Origin of the sequence: Streptomyces sp. NBC_01176, assembly GCF_045039825.1 — a bacterium.
Taxonomy (GTDB): Bacteria; Actinomycetota; Actinomycetes; order Streptomycetales; family Streptomycetaceae; genus Streptomyces.
Window position 1 is genome coordinate 6114900 of the sequence record NZ_CP108600.1, and the last position, 18818, is coordinate 6133717.

Below are 18818 nucleotides of genomic sequence, written 5' to 3' on the forward strand. Positions count from 1 at the left end.
TCCTCGTTCCGCCGGTGCTCACATGCGCCTGAGGACCGCCTGCTTGGCCAGGGCGAACTCGTCGTCCGTCAGGACGCCGGACCTGTGGAGGTCGCCCAGTTCGCGCAGGCGCCGCAACAGGGCGTCGTGGTCGGCCTCCGGGGCGGGGTGCGGGATCGCCGGGGATTCCTTGACCGGTGGCCGCTCGGGGGGCGCCGTCGGATGGTCGAGTCGCGCCTGCACCGCCGCCGCGACCAGCGCCATCAGCGGATCCTTCTTGAAGCCCCACAGCTCCACCGCGTGCGGGTCGTACTTCGGCGGAGCCTTGGTCCCGGCGCCGCGCACGGTGAAGCGCAGACAGCCGTTCTCCAGGCCGACCGCGGGGTGCCACTCGACGCCCGTGATGTCGCGGAGCGCGAGGCAGCGGGCGCCGGCGGACGCCTTCGCGTCCTCGGTCTTCCAGTTCCACTCCAGGCGCACCCGCTCCCCGTCGAAGCTCGCCGTGCCGTCGCCCGCGGAGGCGGACAGCGGCACGGCGGGTCCGGGGAGCAGATAGCCGTCGACCGGACCGGCCGGGACCTGGTCCAGGAGCAGCGCGTTGCGGACCTCGTCCACGAGGTACTCGGCGACGCCGTAGCGCTCGGACTCGACGGTCAGCTGATACGGGTCGTTGGGCTCGGCGAGCCTGCCGCCGGTGGCCTGCAGCAGCGGATCGGCGCCGTCCCGCAGACGGAGCCGCAACCGCCCGGTGCGCTTGCCCTGTTCGAAGGATATTCCGGCCAACGCCCCCAGCGGGACGGTCAGTTCACCCAGGGCCCTGCGGAGCACGCTCACGTTCCTGTCGCGCCCGGGAGTCAGCCGCAGCGCGTCGCCGTCGAAGATCCAGGTCCCGTCCTTCTGGATGATTTCCGCCATGAGGGGGATTGTTTCACCGCCTCTGCGGCAGAGTGGTCTATACCCATTGGAGCCCAGGGAAGCCAAGGGGCTCATGACAGCTCGTGGGACCTGAAGGGAGCGCATGTGAGACAGCACAGAACGCCCCGCCTTCTCGGTACGCTGCTGCTCGTGGCGGCCGCAAGCATCTCCGTCGTCGGCGCGACGTCCTCCGCCGCCGGCCGAACAGCCGTCCCGCTGGGCCGGGTTGTCCCGGCGCCCGCCTCGGTGGACGCGGGCGGGTCACCGTACGGCATCACCCGGGACACCCGCATCAGGGTCGACGACTCGCGTGAGGTCCGCCGGGTCGGCGCGTACCTGGCCGGCGTCCTGCGGCCGTCCACCGGCTACCGGCTGCCGGTCACCGACCGGGGCACCGGCGGCATCCGGCTGCGGCTCGGCGACCGGAGCCTGGGTGCCGAGGGATACCGGCTGGACAGCGGCAGAAACGGCGTCACCATCACCGCGGGCAGACCCGCCGGTCTCTTCCACGGAGTGCAGACCCTGCGCCAGCTCCTCCCGGCCGCCGTGGAGAGCGACTCCGTGCAGCCGGGCCCCTGGCTGGTCGCGGGCGGCACCATCGAGGACACCCCGCGCTACGGCTACCGCGGCGCCATGCTGGACGTCTCCCGGCACTTCTTCACCGTCGCCCAGGTCGAGCGGTACATCGACGAGCTGGCCCTGTACAAGATCAACAAGCTGCATCTGCACCTGAGCGACGACCAGGGCTGGCGCATCGCCGTCGACAGCCGGCCGCGGCTCGCCGCGTACGGCGGCTCCACCCAGGTCGGCGGCGGACCCGGCGGCTTCTACACCAAGGCCCAGTACCGGGAGATCGTGCGGTACGCCGCCGAGCGCTATCTCGACGTCGTTCCGGAGATCGACATGCCGGGGCACACCAACGCCGCGCTCGCCTCGTACGCCCGGCTGAACTGCGACGGGACCGCGCCGCCGCTCTACACCGGCACCGAAGTCGGCTTCAGCTCGCTGTGCGTGGCCAAGCCGGCGACGTACGACTTCGTGGACGACGTGATCCGGGAGCTGGCCGCGCTCACGCCCGGCGAGTACCTCCACATCGGCGGGGACGAGGCCCACTCCACCAGCCACGCCGACTACGTGACCTTCATGGACAAGGTGCAGCCCCTCGTCGCCAAGTACGGCAAGAAGGTGATCGGCTGGCACCAGCTGACCGGGGCCACCCCGGCGAAGGGCGCGATCGCGCAGTACTGGGGGCTCGACGACACCAGCGCGGCGGAGAAGGAGCAGGTCGCGCAGGCCGCGCGGAACGGGACGGGGGTCGTGCTGTCGCCGGCCGACCGGATCTACCTCGACATGAAGTACACGCAGGACACCCCGCTCGGGCAGGACTGGGCGGGCCTGGTCGAGGTGAAGCGCGCGTACGACTGGGATCCCGGCACCTACCTTCCCGGCGCGCCCGCGTCGGCGATCCGGGGCGTCGAGGCGCCGCTGTGGACGGAGACCCTCGTCACCGGAGCGGACATCGACTACATGGCCTTCCCGCGGCTGCCCGGAGTGGCCGAACTCGGCTGGTCGCCCGCCTCGACGCACGACTGGGACAGCTACAAGGTGCGGCTCGCGGCCCAGGGGCCGCGCTGGGACGCGCTGGGCATCGGTTACTACAAGTCGCCCCAGGTCCCCTGGCCCGGCGTCTGACACCCGGTGAACGGAGGTGGGGCTCAGGGGGACCGTCCCCTGAGCCCCACCCGGCTCATCGGCCCGCGATCGGGTTCCTCAGCGTGCCGACCAGTTGCAGCGCTCCGGACGGATCCGCCAGATCCACCATCTGCCGGTTGTCCCGCAGCTGGAGCCGGTTGAGGCAGGACAGCGCGAACTCGGGCGCGAACAGGTCGTACTGCGCGAACCTGTCCGCGAGTTCGGGCGTCGAGTCCTGGTACGCGCGCACCGACTCGGCGACCGTCCGCCAGAAGACGTCCTCGTCGAGGATGCCCTCGGCCGCGAGGTTCGCCGCCAGGAAGCGGAAGAAGCAGTCGAAGACGTCGGTGAAGATCGACAGGAGCTTCTTGTCCTCGGGGACCTCGACGCGGATCCGCTCGACCGCGGGCGGCAGTACCGCCTGCGGATCCATGACGACGATCTCCTCCGCGATGTCCTTGTAGATCGCGCGCCGCACGACACCGTCCCTGAGGACCAGGATGACGTTCTCGCCGTGCGGCATGTAGGCGAGGTCGTAGGCGTAGAAGCTGTGCAGCAGCGGGGTGAGGTAGGCGTGCAGATAGCCGCGCAGCCACTCCACCGGCGTCAGCCCCGACCGCTCGATGAGCGCGCCCGCGAAGGAGGCGCCCTCGTGGTCGACATGGACCAGGGAGGCCATCGTCGCCAGGGTCTCGCCCTCCTGGAGGGAGGCCACCGGGCTCTCCCGCCACAGGGCGGCGAGCATCTTGCGGTACGGGGAGTAGCGGTCGGTGGCGGCCTCGTACTCCAGGTGGCGGTAACCGACGGCGGCACGTTCGCGGATGATCGTCAGGCCGGTGGACCTGAGCACCGGGTCGTTCTCGACGAGCTGGGCCAGCCAGTCGTTGATCGCCGGTGTCGCCTCCATGTACGCGGCCGAAAGCCCGCGCATGAAGCCCATGTTGAGGACCGACAGAGCGGTCTTCACATAGTGCTTCTCGGGACTCGACGTGTTGAAGAACGTGCGGATCGACTGCTGGGCCAGATACTCGTCGTCCCCCTCGCCCAGGCACACCAGGTGACGCCGGGCGACCTCGGCCGCGAAGGTCACCGAGAGCTTGTTCCACCACTGCCACGGGTGGACGGGGATCAGGAGGTAGTCCTCCGGGTCGAGTCCCTGCCCGGTGAGCGTGGCGGCGAACCGTGTCAGGGCCGGCTCGCCGAGCTCCTCGCGTACGAAGGACTCGTACGCGATGCCCACGCCCGCGGTGAACGCGGCCCGGGAGCGGTGCGCGGCCAGCCACACCAGCCGGACCGGGCTCGCGGTCTCGGGCGCGTAGGACAGGTACTCGTGGACACCGAAGCCGAGCCGCCCGTTGTTGGCGACGAAGCAGGGGTGGCCCTCGGTCATGCCCGTCTCGATCGCCTGGAACCCCGCCCGGGTGAGTTCGGCCGAGGTGACCTGCGGCTTGGTGAGTTTGAAGCAGGTGCCCGAGAGGGTGGAGGAGATCTCCTCCAGATAGACCGGCAGGACCTCGTCGCTCAGACCGAGCGACTTCTTCAGCTCGATGAAGAAGTCCAGCGCCGCGAGCGGGAGTTCGGTCCCGTCGCGATGACGCGTGATCGACTCGGCGTCGATCTGCCAGTGGTCGAGGGAGCGGACGGTCGCGGTGAAACCGTAGCGGGTCAGGCCGTCGTCGCTGTGGACGACGTAGCCGCCGTCACCGGCGGCCTCCGGTGTGAGCAGCCGCTCGTGAGCGAACTCGGCGAGTGCCTTGCGGACGAGGAGGCGGTTGGCGTGCTCCCAGCGTTCGGGGGAGAGGTGGGACACGGCGTCGGACAGGGTCATACGGCTGCTCCTACCACTGCCTCGAACCGCTCCCGCGTGCAGAAGCTCAGCAGGGCGCGCTTCTCGGGCTTCTGGATCTCCCGCTCGGCCACGAAGCCGACGGCCTCGTTGAGCGCGTGCACGGCCGTGTTGCGCACGTCGGGCTCGACGACGACACGCCGGGTCGCCGGGTCGGCGAACAGGTGCTTCATCACCGTGGTGATCACGGCCCGGGTGAAACCGTGCACGGGCGTGTCGGTCGGCGCGACCAGGAAGTGCATGCCGACGTCGCCGGGCTCGGGCTCGTACAGGCCGACCAGTTCGACGTGGCGCGGGTCGTATTCCTCCATCAGGAACGCGGGCTCGCCGTCGCGCAGCCCGAGGTACGCGTGGTGGTGCTCGGCGGCCGCGATGGCCGTGTACTCGCGCTCCACGTCGTGCAGTTTCGCGTCCTGCATCATCCAGAACGCGGACTTGGGGTGCGTCACCCAGCCGTGCAGCAGCCCGGCGTCCTGGATCGGATCGAGCGGGCGGACGGTGAGGACACCTATGTCGGTGCGGCTCATACGGCGAACTCCTGGAACGCGATCGACTTCTCGACCGGGTAGTACTCGGTGCCGAGCAGCTCCCGGATGATGGACGCGTTGCGGTAGGCGCCCATGCCCAGGTCGGGGCTGGTGATGCTGTGCGTGTGCACGCCGGCGTTCTGCAGGAAGACGCCGCGCCCGGTGGTGTCGATGGCGTAGTTGCGGGCGACGTCGAAGTTGCCGCGGGTGTCGTAGCGCAGCCGGTCGCGGACCGGTGCCAGGAACGCGGGCTCGGTGTACTTGTAGCCGGTGGCCAGGATGAGGCCTTGCGAGCGCAGCTCGTAGTCCTTGCCCTGCTCCTCCTGGCGCAGGCCGAGGGTGTATGCGCCGTGCTCGTGACGCGCGCTGTTCAGGGCCGAGTTGGTGAGCAGCCGGGTGGGGACGGGGCCGCCGAGGTTCTTCTGGTAGAGCAGGTCGAAGATCGCGTCGATCAGCTCGCCGTCGATGCCCTTGAAGAGGCCCTTCTGCTCCGTCTGGAGGCGGTAGCGGGTCTGCTCGGGCAGCGCGTGGAAGTAGTCGATGTACTCCGGGGAGGTCATCTCCAGCGTGAGCTTGGTGTATTCGAGGGGGAAGAAGCGCGGGGAGCGGGTGACCCAGTTCAGCCGGTAGCCGTGGACGTCGATCTCGCTGAGCAGGTCGTAGTAGATCTCGGCGGCGGACTGCCCGCTGCCGACCAGCGTGATGGACTCCTTCGCCTGGAGTTCCTTCTTGTGCGCCAGATAACGGGAGTTGTGGATGAAGTCGCCGCCGAGGTCCGCGCAGGCCTCGGGGATGTACGGCGGGGTGCCCGTGCCGAGGACCAGGTGGCGGGCGCGGTAGGTCTCACCGGCCTCGGTCCGTACGGCGTAGACCCCGGCCGCGTCGTCGTACGTCACCTCGGTGACCGTGGTGGAGAAGCGGACGCCGGAGAGTTTCGACGCGGCCCAGCGGCAGTAGTCGTCGTACTCCACCCGCAGCGGGTAGAAGTTCTCGCGGATGTAGAACGCGTACAGACGGCCCGATTCCTTCAGGTAGTTGAGGAAGGAGTACGGGGAGGTCGGGTCGGCGAGGGTCACCAGGTCCGACATGAACGGGGTCTGGAGGTGCGCGCCCTCCAGGAACATCCCGGAGTGCCACTCGAAGTCCGGCTTGGACTCCAGGAAGACGCCGTCCAGTTCGGCGATCGGCTCGGTCAGGCAGGCCAGACCGAGGTTGAAGGGGCCGAGACCGATCCCTACGAAGTCGTATGTCTTTCCGGTGCCTTCGGCGGATTCAGGAAGCGCGGTCAAGGGACTCTCCCAGGTACTGCTCGGCGTGGCCGGCGATCAGACCGAGGACGGCGGCGATGTCGTCGACCGTCGTCTCGGGGTTGAGCAGGGTGAACTTCAGGTAGTGGCGTCCGCCGACCTTGGTGCCCGCCACGACGGCGTCACCGGAGGCGAACAGGGCTTTGCGGGCGTAGAGGTTGGCGCGGTCGATCTCGGACGGGTCGGTGACGGCGGCCGGGATGAACCGGAAGACCAGGGTGGACAGCGAGGGCTCGACCACCACGTCGAAGCGCGGGTCGGCGGCCAGGAGCCGCCAGCCCTCCCGCGCGAGGTCGCAGACCTCGTCGAAGAGTTCGCCGATGCCGTCGGCGCCCATCACCCGCAGCGTCATCCACAGCTTGAGCGCGTCGAAGCGGCGGGTGGTCTGCAGGGACTTGTCGACCTGGTTGGGGATGCGCTCCTCGACCATGCGGCGCGGGTTCAGATATTCCGCGTGGTAGGTGGCGTGGCGCAGGGTCGAGGCGTCGCGCACCAGCACGGCGGACGAACTCACCGGCTGGAAGAAGGACTTGTGGTAGTCGACGGTGACGGAGTCGGCGCGCTCGATGCCGTCGATGCGGTCCCGGTTCTTCAGGGAGGTGAGCAGTCCGCAGCCGTAGGCGGCGTCGACGTGCATCCAGGCCCCGAACCGGGCGCACAGCTCGGCTATCCCGGGCAGCGGGTCGATGGAGCCGAAGTCGGTGGTGCCCGCGGTCGCGACGACCGCCATCGGGACCAGGCCCTCGTTCTTGCAGCGCTCCAGTTCGCGGGCGAGCGCGAGCGTCTGCATGCGCTTGTCGTGGTCGACGGGGATCGACACGACGGAGTCGGCGCTCAGGCCGAGGAGTTTCGCCGACTTCTTGACGCTGAAGTGGCTCACCTCGGAGGCGAAGACGCGCAGTCGGGCGAGGTTGTCGGTCTTGGCCTCCTCGCGGGCCAGCAGCAGTGCCTGCAGGTTGGACTGGCTGCCGCCGCTGGTGAACACGCCGTCGGCGGCGGGGCCGAGGCCGATGCGCTCGTTGGTCCAGTCGATGAGCCTGCGCTCGATGAGGGTGCCGCCGGCCGACTGGTCCCAGGTGTCCAGGGAGGAGTTGACGGCGGAGAGCACGGCCTCGCCGAGCACGGCCGGTATGACGACCGGGCAGTTGAGATGCGCGAGGTAGCGGGGGTGGTGGAAGTAGATCGCGTCCCGGAGGTAGACCTCCTCCAGTTCGTCGAGGACCGCGCCGGTGTCGTGCAGCGGGCGGTCCAGGTCGATCCGGTCGATGCGGGGCGCGAGGGCGTCGACCGTGACGCCCGTGAACGGACGGTCGGTGGTGGCGAGTTTGGCCGCCACCCGCTCGATTCCTTCGGTCACGGAGCGGCGATACCGCTCCGCGGTCCTGTCATTGAGCAGGTGCGAGCGCATGTGGGGGTCCTCCGGGCGGGGAAGAGGGAGCGTCCGGGCGGCGTGGCAGAGGGACGGCTCGGGCGAGAAGACGAGAAGGCGAGAGGGCGAGAAGACGAGAGGGACGGAGTCGCGTCGTTCAACTTAGGTTAGCCTAACCTAAGTTGGTTCCGCGACCCTGTTCCCCGGGTCCCGGCAGTGACGTACGCCTCTGTTTGACGGGCCTCACCCGTGTGTGGCACGGCGCTCGGCACGCCGGCGCGGGCGGGCGCACCCGTCCCGCCCGCGCGGCCGTCCCGTCGCTACTCCTCCTCGCGCAGCTGCTCCTCCGTCAGCCCGCGCCGCCAGTAGCCCACGAAGGTGACGCGCCTGCGGTCGATCCCGCGCTCGCGCACGAGATGACGGCGCAGCTCCTTCACGCACCCGGACTCGCCCGCGATCCAGGCGTACGGCCGCTCGGCGGACGGCATCCGGGCGGCCCGTACGGCATCGGCGGCCATGGGGGAGCCGCTGTCGCGCACGAGCCAGGTGATCTCCGCGTCGGCCGCGACGGACAGGTCCTGGACGTCCTCGTGGTGCTGGACCTCCAGCCAGGCCCGGACCCGGGTGCCGGCCGGCAGTGACTCCAGGACGGCGGAGGCGGCCGGCAGCGCGGTCTCGTCCGCCCACAGCACGATCAGGTCCGCGTCGGCGGGCGGCCGGAAGCGGATCGCCCGGTTGTCCTCGACCGCCGGGCCGAGCAGGACCACGCGGTCACCCGCCGCCGCGCGCGAGGCCCACCGGGACGCCGGACCCGCGGGGACCTCGGCGTCCGGCTCCACTCCGTGCAGTACGAAGTCGATGTCGATCCCGGTCGTACGGCCCTGGGCGTCGCGGCGCAGCGCGCGCAGGGTGTACGAGCGCATCACCGCCCGCACGTCCTCCGGGAGTTCGCGCCAGCCCTGCCACCAGTCGTCGCCCCGTTCGAAGGGGACGGCGGGGTCGGTCTGGCCGGGGTGCGGCAGGAAGAGCGAGAGGCTCTGGTCCCGGCCGCCGGAGGCGAAGGCGTCCAGATCGGCGCCCGCGAAGGAGACCCGGACCAGCGACGGGCCGAGCCGCCTCGTCCGTACGACCTGGAGGGAGAAGAAACGGAACGGGGCGGCGACGGCCGTCGTCATCGGTACTCCTGAGTGCTGGTCAGGGTTGCGCGGCGGGGTGTCAGGCGACCTTCTTGGCCTTCTCGATGGCCTCGGCGAGGTTGTCGAGCAGCGGGGTGCACTTGTCGTAGGAGATGATCGGCTCGGGGGAGCGGGCGATGACCTGGCCGGCCTTGACGGCGGGCAGCTTCTTCCAGGTGGCCTCGGTGATGTCGGCCGGCTGGATGGTCGAGCTGCGGTCGTCCATGATGATGACGTCCGCCGGGTACTTGTCGACGTTCTCCCAGCTCAGGTTCTCGAACCAGCCGCCGCTGGCCTTCAGGGCCTTGGCGGAGGGCTCGACGATGTTCACGCCGAGCGCCTTGAAGTACTCGAGGTCGATGGAGAGGTTCGAGCCGGAGACGTAGAAGATGTCCTGGCTCGCGGAGCCGGCCAGGACCTTGATCTCCGGGCGGGCCTTGGCGGCCTTGCGCAGCCGCTCGGCGGCCGTCTCGAACTTCTTCTTCGCCTCGACGATCGCGGCGGACTTCACGTCCGCGCCGAGGGACTCGGCCAGCGCGTACATGCGCTCCAGGGACTGCGGCATCTGGCGGTCGTAGACGGAGATGCCGACGCTCGGCGCGAGCTTGAGGATCTTGTCCTTGGACTCCTCGGGGACGTACCAGAGGGTGCCCGCGGCGTCGAACATCGTGGAGATCAGCACGTCGGGCGCGAGGGCCGCGTACTTCTCGATGTTGAACTGGCCCCACTCGTTGCCGAGCACGGTCAGCTTGGTGACGTCCATGTCGCCGGCCTGGACATCGGCCTTGCCGTCCTTGGTCGTGGTCGGGCCGAAGACGCCCTTGACCTCGATGCCGTAGTCGTGGAGCGCGGCGGCGACCCCGGTGAAGGCGACGATGTTCGCCGGTGTCCTGTCGAGCTTCACGGTGGTGCCGCGGTCGTCCTTGAACGTCCAGGGGCCGGACTTGGCGGCCGCCTTCGTCGAGTCCGAGCCACCGCTTTTCGCGTCGTCGTCGCCGCAGGCGGCGAGGACGGCACCGAGGCCGAGGGCGCCGCCGGCGGCGAGGATGCCGCGGCGGGAGAGGTGGGTGGCACGGGCGTTGGACATGAGAGTGGCTGCTTTCGGCACGGGGCGGAGCGCCCGCCGGACAAGTTCAAAGGTAGGTTAGCCTAACCTCACTGCTTGTCCAGGGGGCGGGTGCCGGCCGCCCGCCGGTGCCACCCGTCAGGTCCGGACCGCTGCCCGGGAAGCGTGCCGAGACCGTTCGAGGAACCGGGCCGAACAGCCCCCTGCCCGGCGCGGACGCGTCCTGGTCAGGGGGCTGTGCACGAGACTTCGGCGCAGGGGGGTGCTCAGCCCGTGAGCCCCAACTCCCGCGCGATCAGCATCCGCTGCACTTCGCTGGTGCCCTCGCCGATCTCCAGGATCTTGGAGTCGCGCCACATGCGGGCCACCGGGTACTCGTTCATGAAGCCGTAGCCGCCGTGGATCTGCGTGGCGTCGCGGGCGTTGTCCACGGCGATCGTGGAGGAGTAGAGCTTGGCGATCGCCGCCTCCTTCTTGAAGGGCTCACCCGCGACCAGCCGGGAGGCGGCGTCGCGCCAGCCGACGCGGGCCATGTGGGCCTTCGTCTCCATGTCCGCGATCTTGAACTGGATGGCCTGGTACGCGCCGATGTTCCGGCCGAACGCGTGCCGCTCCTTGGCGTACTTCACGGACTCGTCCACGCAGCCCTGGGCCAGTCCCGTCGCCAGGGCCGAGATGGCGATGCGGCCCTCGTCCAGGATGCGGAGGAACTGCGCGTACCCGCGGCCCTCCTCGCCCAGCAGGTTCGCGGCCGGGACACGGACGTCGGCGAAGGACAGCTCACGGGTGTCCGAGGCGTTCCAGCCAACCTTCGAGTACGGCGCTGCCACCGTGAAGCCGGGGGTGCCGGACGGGACGATGATCGCGGAGATCAGCGGCTTGCCGTCGGGCTTGCGGCCCGTGACCGCCGTGACCGTGACCAGGCCCGTGATGTCCGTGCCCGAGTTGGTGATGAAGCACTTGCTGCCGTTGATCACCCACTCGTCCGTGTCCGGGTCGAGCCGGGCCGTCGTCCGGGTCGCGCCCGCGTCCGAGCCGCCGTCCGGTTCGGTCAGGCCGAAGGCGCCCAGGATCTCGCCGGAGCACAGACGGGGGAGCCACTCGGCCTTCTGCGCGTCGGTGCCGAAGAGGTGGATCGGCATCGCGCCGAGCGAGACGCCGGCCTCCAGGGTGATGGCCACCGAGGAGTCCACGCGCGCGAGTTCCTCCAGGGCGATGCCCAGGGCGAGGTAGTCGCCGCCCATGCCGCCGTACTCCTCGGGGAAGGGCAGGCCGAACAGGCCCATGCGGCCCATCTCCCGCACGATCTCGTACGGGAACTCGTGCCGCTCGTAGAAGTCACCGATCTTCGGCGCCACGACGTCGTGCGCGAACTCCTCCACCGTACGGCGCAGTTCCTCGAGTTCGGGGGAGAGGCGGTGGTCCAGGGACATGGGATTCACTCCTGGTGGGAGAGGGCTTTGACGGTGCGGGACGGGCTGGGTCGGCCCAGTTGTCCGGCCATCCACACGCTGGTGGCGGTGAGGCGGCCGAGGTCGACCCCGGTGTCGACACCGAGGCCCTGGAGCATCCATACGAGGTCTTCGGTGGCGAGGTTGCCGGTCGCCGACTTCGCGTACGGGCAGCCGCCGAGGCCGCCCGCGGACGCGTCGACGGTCGTCACCCCGTGCTGCAGGCTGGCCAGGGTGTTGGCGAGCGCCTGGCCGTAGGTGTCGTGGAAGTGCACACCGAGCACGCTGGTCGGCACGCCCTCCTCGTTGAGCTCGGCCAGCAGGTTCTGGACGTGGCCCGGCGTCGCCACGCCGATCGTGTCGCCCAGGCTCAGCTCGTCGCAGCCCATGTCCAGCAGGGCCCTGCACACGCGCACGACCTGGTGGATGGGGACGGCGCCCTCCCAGGGATCGCCGAAGCACATCGAGACGTAGCCGCGGACGTGCGCCCGGTCCGCCCTGGCCCGGGACACCACCGGCTCGAACATGGCCAGCGACTCGTCGACGGTGCGGTTGAGGTTGGCCTTCGCGAAGGACTCCGTCGCACTGGCGAAGACGGCGACATGGCGGGCGCCGAGGGCGAGGGCGCGGTCGAGACCGCGTTCGTTCGGTACGAGGACCGGGAGGCGCACCCCGGGCGCGCCGGCCGTGCCGCCGAGGTCGCTCACCAGCGGGAACAACTGCTCCGAATCCGCCAGTTGGGGCACCCACCTGGGGTGGACGAAGCTGGTGGCCTCGATCGTGGTCAGGCCGGCGTCGGCGAGGCGCCGGATGAACTCGGCCTTGACCTCGGTCGGTACGGTCGCCTTCTCGTTCTGCAGTCCGTCGCGCGCGCCGACCTCGTGGATCCGCACCCGCGCGGGCAGGTCCTGGGCCGGTACGACCATCGGGAGGCCGAGTTCCGGGGTGCTCATGTCGTCTCCTCGTACGGGGTGATCACGGCCAGGATCTGGTCCATGGCGACCGTCGTGCCCGGGGTGACGTCCAGTTCGCTGACGGTTCCCGCGTGCGGGGCGGAGATGACGTGCTCCATCTTCATCGCCTCGACCACCAGCAGGCTCTGCCCCGCGGCCACCTCGTCCCCGACCGCGACCTTGACGACGGTCACCGTGCCGGGCATGGGCGCGGTCAGCGAGTCGGCGCCGGAGTGCGCCGCACCGGTCAGGGACGCGGCGACCGGGTCGTGGTCGCGGACGTGCCAGGCGTCGCCGTCGCGGCCGAGCCAGTCACCGGCCCGGTGGAAGGTGTGGCGTACGCCGTCGAGGGTCACGGAGACCTGGTCGGCGGTGACCGTGTGGGTGCCGCGCGGGACGTGGTCCACGGGGTCGTGCACCCGCAGGTGGAAGCCCACGGGCGCGGGAGTGCCACCCAGTCGCCAGCCGCTCGGCACCGAGAAGGGGTCGCTCCAGCCCTCGCCCCGGGGCTCCAGCGCGTCGAGCCGAACGGCCGCGGCCGCCTCGTACACCTCCTCCGGCACGTCACCGGAGACCAGCCCGTCCGCCTCCCGCTCCACCAGACCGGTGTCCAACTCGCCCGCCACGACGGCCGGATGGGCCAGCAGCCGGCGCAGGAACCCCGCGTTGGTCTGGACGCCGAGCGTGACCGTCTCCGCGAGGGCGGCGCGCAGTCTGCGCAGCGCGGTCGCGCGGTCCGGGCCGTACGCGACGACCTTGGAGAGCATCGGGTCGTACAGGCTGCCGACCTCCGTGCCCTCGCTCAGCCCCGAGTCGGTGCGCACCCAGTCACCCTGCGGCTCGCGCAGGGAGAGCACCGTCCCGCCGGACGGGAGGAAGCCGCGGGAGGGGTCCTCCGCGCAGACGCGCGCCTCGACGGCGTGCCCGGTGAGCGTGATGTCCTGCTGTTCGTAGGGCAGCCGCTCGCCGGCGGCCACCCGGAGCTGCCACTCCACCAGGTCGAGTCCCGTGACCAGTTCGGTGACCGGGTGCTCCACCTGGAGGCGGGTGTTCATCTCCATGAAGTAGTACGAGGACGGGTCGGAGCCGGGGACGATGAACTCCACGGTGCCCGCGCCCTCGTACCCGCAGGAGCGGGCCGCCTGGACCGCCGCCTCGCCCATGGAGGCCCGGGTCCCGGCGTCGAGGAACACGCTGGGCGCCTCCTCGATGATCTTCTGGTGGCGGCGCTGCAGGGAGCACTCGCGCTCGCCGAGGTGCACCACGTTCCCGTGGCCGTCCGCCAGGACCTGGATCTCGATGTGGCGGGGGCGGTCGACCCAGCGCTCCACGAGGAGGGTGTCGTCGCCGAAGGAGGCGCGGGCCTCGCGCCGGGCGGCGGCGATCTCGTCGGCCAGGTCCGCGGTGTCCCGCACCAGCCGCATGCCCTTGCCGCCGCCGCCCGCGCTCGGCTTCAGGAGGACCGGCATGCCGATCTCCCGTGCCGCCTCGGCCAGCAGTGCGTCGGTGAGGCCGCTGCCGGAGGAGCCCGGGACGACCGGGACGCCCGCCGCCCGGACCGTCTCCTTGGCGCGGATCTTGTCGCCCATGAGGGCGATCGCGTCGGCGGGCGGGCCGATGAAGACGAGGCCGGCCTCGGCGCAGGCGCGCGCGAACGAGGCGTTCTCCGCGAGGAAGCCGTAGCCCGGGTGCACGGCCTGGGCCCCCGTCCGCGCCGCCGCCTCCAGCAGGGCGGGCACCGACAGATAACTCTCGGCGGCGGGCGCCGGGCCGATCCGTACCGCCGTGTCCGCCTCGCGCACGTGCCGGGCGTCGGCGTCCGCGTCGGAGAAGACGGCGACCGAGCGCACGCCCAGCGACCGCAGGGTGCGGATGACCCGGACGGCGATCTCGCCGCGGTTGGCCACAAGAACGGTGTCGAACATGGTCAGAGGTCCCTCACATCCGGAAGACGCCGAACTGGGGGTCACCCAGGGGCGCGTTGGCGCACGCGGTCAGGGCGAGGCCCAGCACCTGCCGGGTCTCCAGCGGGTCGATCACACCGTCGTCCCAGAGGCGGGCCGTCGCGTAGTAGGCACTGCCCTGCTGCTCGTACTGGGCGCGGATCGGGGCCTTGAAGGCGTCCTCGTCCTCGGCGGGCCAGGACTCCCCGCGCGCCTCCAGCTGGTCGCGCTTGACGGTCGCGAGGACGGAGGCGGCCTGCTCGCCGCCCATCACGGAGATCTTGGCGCCGGGCCACATCCACAGGAAGCGCGGCGAGTAGGCCCGGCCGCACATCGAGTAGTTGCCCGCGCCGTACGAGCCGCCGATCACGACGGTCAGCTTCGGCACGCGGGTGCAGGCCACCGCCGTCACCATCTTGGCGCCGTGCTTGGCGATGCCCCCCGCCTCGTACTGGCGACCGACCATGAAGCCCGAGATGTTCTGCAGGAACACCAGAGGGATGCCGCGCTGGTCGCACAGCTCGATGAAGTGGGCGCCCTTCTGGGCGGACTCCGAGAACAGGATGCCGTTGTTGGCGACGATGCCGACCGGATGTCCGTGGATGCGGGCGAAACCGGTGACCAGGGTCTGCCCGAACTCCGCCTTGAACTCGGCGAAGCGTGAACCGTCGACCACGCGCGCGATGACCTCGCGCACGTCGTAGGGGGTGCGGGAGTCGACGGGCACGGCGCCGTAGATGCCGTACGGGTCGACCTTGGGCTCCGCGGCCGGTGCGACCTCCCAGGGCAGCGCCCCGCGCGCGGGGAGGGTGGCCGCGATGTTCCGGACGATCCGCAGGGCGTGCGCGTCGTCCTCGGCGAGGTGGTCCGTGACGCCCGACACGCGTGCGTGGACCTCGCCGCCGCCCAGCTCCTCGGCCGTGACGACCTCACCGGTGGCGGCCTTCACCAGGGGCGGGCCGCCGAGGAAGATCGTGCCCTGATTGCGCACGATCACGGCCTCGTCGCTCATCGCCGGGACGTACGCGCCGCCGGCCGTGCACGAGCCGAGGACGGCGGCGATCTGCGGGATTCCCGCTCCCGACATCCGCGCCTGGTTGTAGAAGATCCGCCCGAAGTGCTCGCGGTCCGGGAACACCTCGTCCTGCATGGGCAGGAAGGCTCCGCCGGAGTCGACGAGATAGACGCAGGGGAGGCGGTTCTCCAGCGCCACCTCCTGCGCCCGCAGGTGCTTCTTCACCGTCATCGGGTAGTACGTGCCGCCCTTGACGGTGGCGTCGTTGGCGACGATCACGCACTCGCGGCCGCTGACCCGGCCGATCCCGGCGATCACTCCGGCCGCCGGTGCCTGCCCCTCGTACATCCCGTGCGCCGCCAGGGGGGCCAGCTCGAGGAACGGTGATCCCGGGTCCAGCAGCTGGTCCACCCGCTCGCGCGGCAACAGCTTGCCCCGCGCGGTGTGGCGCTGCCTGGCCCGCTCGCCGCCGCCGAGCCGCGCCTCGGCGAGCTTGGCGCGCAGCTCTTCCCCGAGGGCGTGATGTGCCGCCTCGTTGGCCCGCCAGGCCTCCGACGCGGGATCGGCCGCGCTCGTCAGCTCCGGTGCTTCGTGCATGTCCTGCGGTCCCCTCGCCCAGTGGTCCACCAGTTAATGAGCGTTAACGCATGTCGTCCAGGTTAACGACCGCTAACCTCCCTGTCTAGAATTGCTTTCATGGCCACGAGAACCGACGCCCCCACCCGACGCGAGCAGATCCTCAAGGAGGCCGCGCGGCTCTTCGCCGAGCGCGGTTTCCACGGCGTCGGCGTGGACGAGATAGGAGCGGCCGTCGGTATCAGCGGCCCCGGTCTGTACCGGCACTTCCCGGGCAAGGACGCGATGCTCGCCGAGCTGCTGGTGGGGATCAGCGGACAGCTGCTCACGGGGGGGAAGCGCCGGGTGGCGGAGGCCGGTGGCGGCCCGGAGGCGCTGCTCGACTCGCTCATCGAGGGGCACATCGACTTCGCTCTCGACGACCGGCCCCTGATCACCCTGCACGACCGCGAACTGGACCGCCTGCGGGACAGTGACCGCAAGCTGGTGCGGCAGCTCCAGCGGCAGTACGTCGAGCTGTGGGTGGAGGTCGTGCGGGAGGTGTATCCGGCCCTCACCGAACCCACCACCCGCTCGGCGGTGCACTCGGTGTTCGGGCTGCTGAACTCGACGCCCCACCTGGGACGGCCGGGCGCGCTGCCGGGGCGCGGGGTGACGGCGGCCCTGCTGCACCGGATGGCCCTGGGGGCGTTCGAGGCGGCGGCCGGGGCGGAGTGAAGCCGGCGGACCGGGCGGACCGGGCGGACCGGGCGCGCCGGGCGGGTGCCGGCGTGACGAGCGTCATGGGCCGAGGGGGGCCGATGGCTCTGGACGGCCGTCGTGACCGGCGGGTAACCTGAGCTCTGAGCAAGCGCTTAGACATGCGTCAGGTAACCAGGCGGAGGAGGCGGCGGTGCGCCGTACGGTGTTCAACGAGGACCACGAGGCGTTCCGGGAGACCCTGCGGGCCTTCATCGAGGCCGAGGTCGTTCCCGTCTACGACGAGTGGTTCGCCGCGGGCCAGGCGCCGCGCGACTTCTACCACAAGCTCGCCGAGCTCGGCATCTTCGGCATCCGTGTCGACGAGGAGTTCGGCGGCGCCGGCATCGACTCGTACAAGTTCGAGGCCGTGATGTACGAGGAGACGGCCCGCGCGGGCGTCCAGTTCGGCGGCTCCGGCGTGCACGTGCTGCTCGGCCTGCCGTACATCAAGATGCTCGCCACCGACGAGCAGAAGAAGCGGTTCCTGCCGAAGTTCGTCACCGGCGAGGAGATGTGGGCTCTCGCGATGACCGAGCCGGGTACCGGCTCCGACCTCGCCGGCATGAAGACCACGGCCAAGCTCTCCGAGGACGGCACGCACTACGTCCTCAACGGCTCCAAGACCTTCATCACCGGCGGCGTCCACGCCGACCGCGTGATCGTGTGTGCCCGGACCTCCGCGTCCACCGCCGAGGACCGCCGCTTCGGCATCTCCCTCTTCGCCGTCGACACCAAGTCCGAGGGCTACTCCATCGGCCGCAAGCTCGACAAGCTCGGCCTGAAGACCTCCGACACCGCCGAGCTCGCGTTCGTCGACGTCAAGGTGCCTGTCGAGGACCTCCTCGGCGAGGAGAACAAGGGCTTCTACTACCTCGGCCACAACCTCGCCTCCGAGCGCTGGGGCATCGCGTTCGGCGCGTACGCCCAGGCCAAGGCGGCCGTCCGGTTCGCCAAGGAGTACGTCCAGGAGCGCACCGTCTTCGGCAAGCCCGTCGCGTCCTTCCAGAACACCAAGTTCGAGCTGGCCGCCTGCCAGGCCGAGGTGGACGCGGCCGAGGCCGTCGCCGACCGCGCCCTGGAGGCCCTCGACAAGGGCGAGCTGACGCCGGCCGAGGCCGCCAGCGCCAAGCTGTTCTGCACCGAGGTCGCGCACCGCGTCATCGACCGCTGCCTCCAGCTGCACGGCGGCTACGGCTTCATGAACGAGTACCCGATAGCCCGCCTGTACGCGGACAACCGCGTCAACCGCATCTACGGCGGCACCAGCGAGATCATGAAGTCGATCATCGCCAAGAACATGGGCCTGTAGGGCCCGCGAAGGATCACCGGAAACAACTGCGCGGTACAACTGACACCATGAGTCAGGCACTGAAGTCCCTGCTCGATCTGCTCGACCTGGAGCGGATCGAGCAGGACATCTTCCGCGGGCAGTCCCGCTCCGCCGTCGTCCCCCGGGTCTTCGGCGGGCAGGTCGCCGCGCAGGCGCTGGTCGCGGCGGGCCGCACGGTCCCCGAGGACCGGTTCGCCCACTCCCTGCACGCCTACTTCCTGCGTGCGGGCGACCCCGGCGCGCCCATCGTGTACTCGGTGGACCGCATCCGCGACGGCCGCTCCTTCACCACCCGCCGGGTGGTCGCCGTCCAGCACGGGCAGCCGATCTTCCACCTCTCCGCGTCCTTCCAGGCGCACGAGGAGGGCATGGAGCACCAGGCCCCGATGCCGCCCGCGCCCGACCCCGAGACGCTGCCCACGGCCGCCGAGCTGCTGCCGCGCTACGCCGACGTCCTCAAGGACCCCGTCGTCGTGGAACGCCTCCTGGAGGCGCGCGAGTCCGTCGACCTGCGCTATGTCGACCCGCCGCCCTACGGCACCGTGGGCGAGACCCGCGAACCGCACTCCCAGGTGTGGTTCCGCACCAACGGCAAACTCGACGGCGCCGTCGACGAACCGCTGCTGCACGTCGTCCTCGCCACGTACGTCTCCGACATGACGCTCCTCGACTCCATCCTGCTCGCGCACGGGCGCGGCGGGTGGGTGACCGGTGACGTCGTCGGGGCCTCGCTCGACCACGCGATGTGGTTCCACCGGCCCTTCCGCGCCGACGAATGGCTGCTGTACGACCAGGAGTCCCCGTCCGCGTCCGGGGGCCGCGGGCTCGGCCAGGCCCGGATCTACACCCAGGACGGCCGGCTGGCCATCTCGGTGATCCAGGAGGGCGTCGTCCGGATCCCCCGTGAGATGCCCTGATCCCCGGTAAGACTGG

Annotated in this window: 15 protein-coding genes; 4 read left to right on the forward strand and 11 right to left on the reverse strand. The window is 70.6% G+C overall.

Annotated elements, in window-relative coordinates; translation table 11 throughout:
* Positions 1 to 18: 18 nt before the first annotated feature.
* Complete coding sequence (locus OG199_RS26410; RefSeq protein ID WP_356797430.1) at positions 19 to 894, reverse strand: DUF4429 domain-containing protein; 876 nt, start codon at positions 892 to 894, stop codon at positions 19 to 21.
* 105 nt (positions 895 to 999) lie between these two features.
* Here OG199_RS26410 and OG199_RS26415 point away from each other — a divergent pair, with 105 nt between their 5' ends.
* Complete coding sequence (locus OG199_RS26415; RefSeq protein WP_405831572.1) at positions 1000 to 2586, forward strand: beta-N-acetylhexosaminidase; 1587 nt, start codon at positions 1000 to 1002, stop codon at positions 2584 to 2586.
* A gap of 55 nt (positions 2587 to 2641) precedes the next feature.
* Here the strand turns inward: OG199_RS26415 and OG199_RS26420 are convergent, their stop codons facing one another.
* The 10 genes from OG199_RS26420 to OG199_RS26465 form a co-directional block, all read right to left on the reverse strand.
* Positions 2642 to 4414: an IucA/IucC family protein gene (locus OG199_RS26420; RefSeq protein ID WP_405831573.1), complete on the reverse strand. Its 1773-nt coding sequence runs from the start codon at positions 4412 to 4414 to the stop codon at positions 2642 to 2644.
* Positions 4411 to 4959 carry a GNAT family N-acetyltransferase gene (locus OG199_RS26425; protein ID WP_405831575.1) on the reverse strand — a complete coding sequence of 183 codons (549 nt, stop codon included), beginning with the start codon at positions 4957 to 4959 and terminating at the stop codon, positions 4411 to 4413. Before OG199_RS26425 ends, OG199_RS26420 begins: the two co-directional genes overlap by 4 nt.
* A complete protein-coding gene (locus OG199_RS26430) occupies positions 4956 to 6248 on the reverse strand; it encodes a lysine N(6)-hydroxylase/L-ornithine N(5)-oxygenase family protein (protein ID WP_356797438.1) in 1293 nt (430 codons plus the stop codon). Before OG199_RS26430 ends, OG199_RS26425 begins: the two co-directional genes overlap by 4 nt.
* Entirely contained in the window at positions 6232 to 7674 is a 1443-nt protein-coding gene (desA, locus tag OG199_RS26435) for a lysine decarboxylase DesA (protein WP_356797440.1), read from the reverse strand. Before desA ends, OG199_RS26430 begins: the two co-directional genes overlap by 17 nt.
* A gap of 281 nt (positions 7675 to 7955) precedes the next feature.
* A complete protein-coding gene (locus OG199_RS26440) occupies positions 7956 to 8810 on the reverse strand; it encodes a siderophore-interacting protein (RefSeq protein WP_356797442.1) in 855 nt (284 codons plus the stop codon).
* Positions 8811 to 8850: 40 nt separating this feature from the next.
* A complete protein-coding gene (locus OG199_RS26445) occupies positions 8851 to 9897 on the reverse strand; it encodes an ABC transporter substrate-binding protein (RefSeq protein WP_356797444.1) in 1047 nt (348 codons plus the stop codon).
* Between the two features lie 245 nt (positions 9898 to 10142).
* Complete coding sequence (locus tag OG199_RS26450) at positions 10143 to 11303, reverse strand: acyl-CoA dehydrogenase family protein (protein WP_356797500.1); 1161 nt, start codon at positions 11301 to 11303, stop codon at positions 10143 to 10145.
* 11 nt (positions 11304 to 11314) lie between these two features.
* Entirely contained in the window at positions 11315 to 12280 is a 966-nt protein-coding gene (locus OG199_RS26455; RefSeq protein WP_401804058.1) for a hydroxymethylglutaryl-CoA lyase, read from the reverse strand.
* Positions 12277 to 14205, reverse strand: coding sequence for a biotin carboxylase N-terminal domain-containing protein (locus OG199_RS26460; protein ID WP_405831577.1), 1929 nt, complete (start codon positions 14203 to 14205; stop codon positions 12277 to 12279). The genes OG199_RS26455 and OG199_RS26460 overlap by 4 nt, the downstream gene beginning before the upstream one ends.
* A 13-nt stretch (positions 14206 to 14218) precedes the next feature.
* A complete protein-coding gene (locus OG199_RS26465; RefSeq protein ID WP_356797450.1) occupies positions 14219 to 15835 on the reverse strand; it encodes a carboxyl transferase domain-containing protein in 1617 nt (538 codons plus the stop codon).
* 99 nt (positions 15836 to 15934) lie between these two features.
* On the opposite strand from OG199_RS26465, the gene OG199_RS26470 reads away from it, so the two are divergent.
* The 3 genes from OG199_RS26470 (at position 15935) to tesB (ending at position 18802) form a co-directional block, all read left to right on the forward strand.
* The gene (locus OG199_RS26470) at positions 15935 to 16531 is read left to right on the forward strand and encodes a TetR/AcrR family transcriptional regulator (protein ID WP_356797452.1); all 597 of its coding nucleotides are present in this window, start codon (positions 15935 to 15937) and stop codon (positions 16529 to 16531) included.
* A 175-nt stretch (positions 16532 to 16706) separates the two neighbouring features.
* On the forward strand, positions 16707 to 17864 hold the full coding sequence (locus OG199_RS26475) for an acyl-CoA dehydrogenase family protein (RefSeq protein WP_356797454.1): 1158 nt from the start codon (positions 16707 to 16709) through the stop codon (positions 17862 to 17864).
* 47 nt (positions 17865 to 17911) lie between these two features.
* Positions 17912 to 18802 carry an acyl-CoA thioesterase II gene (gene tesB / locus OG199_RS26480; protein ID WP_356797456.1) on the forward strand — a complete coding sequence of 297 codons (891 nt, stop codon included), beginning with the start codon at positions 17912 to 17914 and terminating at the stop codon, positions 18800 to 18802.
* Positions 18803 to 18818 lie beyond the last annotated feature (16 nt).

What these genes read in the sequence shown, in the direction of transcription:
- OG199_RS26410 (WP_356797430.1), bottom strand. Translation starts at nt 894, where the DNA reads ATGGCGGAAATCATCCAGAAGGACGGGACCTGGATCTTCGACGGCGAC.
- OG199_RS26420 (WP_405831573.1), bottom strand. Translation starts at nt 4,414, where the DNA reads ATGACCCTGTCCGACGCCGTGTCCCACCTCTCCCCCGAACGCTGGGAG.
- OG199_RS26425 (WP_405831575.1), bottom strand. Translation starts at nt 4,959, where the DNA reads ATGAGCCGCACCGACATAGGTGTCCTCACCGTCCGCCCGCTCGATCCG.
- desA (WP_356797440.1), bottom strand. Translation starts at nt 7,674, where the DNA reads ATGCGCTCGCACCTGCTCAATGACAGGACCGCGGAGCGGTATCGCCGC.
- OG199_RS26440 (WP_356797442.1), bottom strand. Translation starts at nt 8,810, where the DNA reads ATGACGACGGCCGTCGCCGCCCCGTTCCGTTTCTTCTCCCTCCAGGTC.
- OG199_RS26445 (WP_356797444.1), bottom strand. Translation starts at nt 9,897, where the DNA reads ATGTCCAACGCCCGTGCCACCCACCTCTCCCGCCGCGGCATCCTCGCC.
- OG199_RS26455 (WP_401804058.1), bottom strand. Translation starts at nt 12,280, where the DNA reads ATGAGCACCCCGGAACTCGGCCTCCCGATGGTCGTACCGGCCCAGGAC.
- OG199_RS26460 (WP_405831577.1), bottom strand. Translation starts at nt 14,205, where the DNA reads ATGTTCGACACCGTTCTTGTGGCCAACCGCGGCGAGATCGCCGTCCGG.
- OG199_RS26465 (WP_356797450.1), bottom strand. Translation starts at nt 15,835, where the DNA reads ATGCACGAAGCACCGGAGCTGACGAGCGCGGCCGATCCCGCGTCGGAG.
- OG199_RS26470 (WP_356797452.1), top strand. Translation starts at nt 15,935, where the DNA reads ATGGCCACGAGAACCGACGCCCCCACCCGACGCGAGCAGATCCTCAAG.
- tesB (WP_356797456.1), top strand. Translation starts at nt 17,912, where the DNA reads ATGAGTCAGGCACTGAAGTCCCTGCTCGATCTGCTCGACCTGGAGCGG.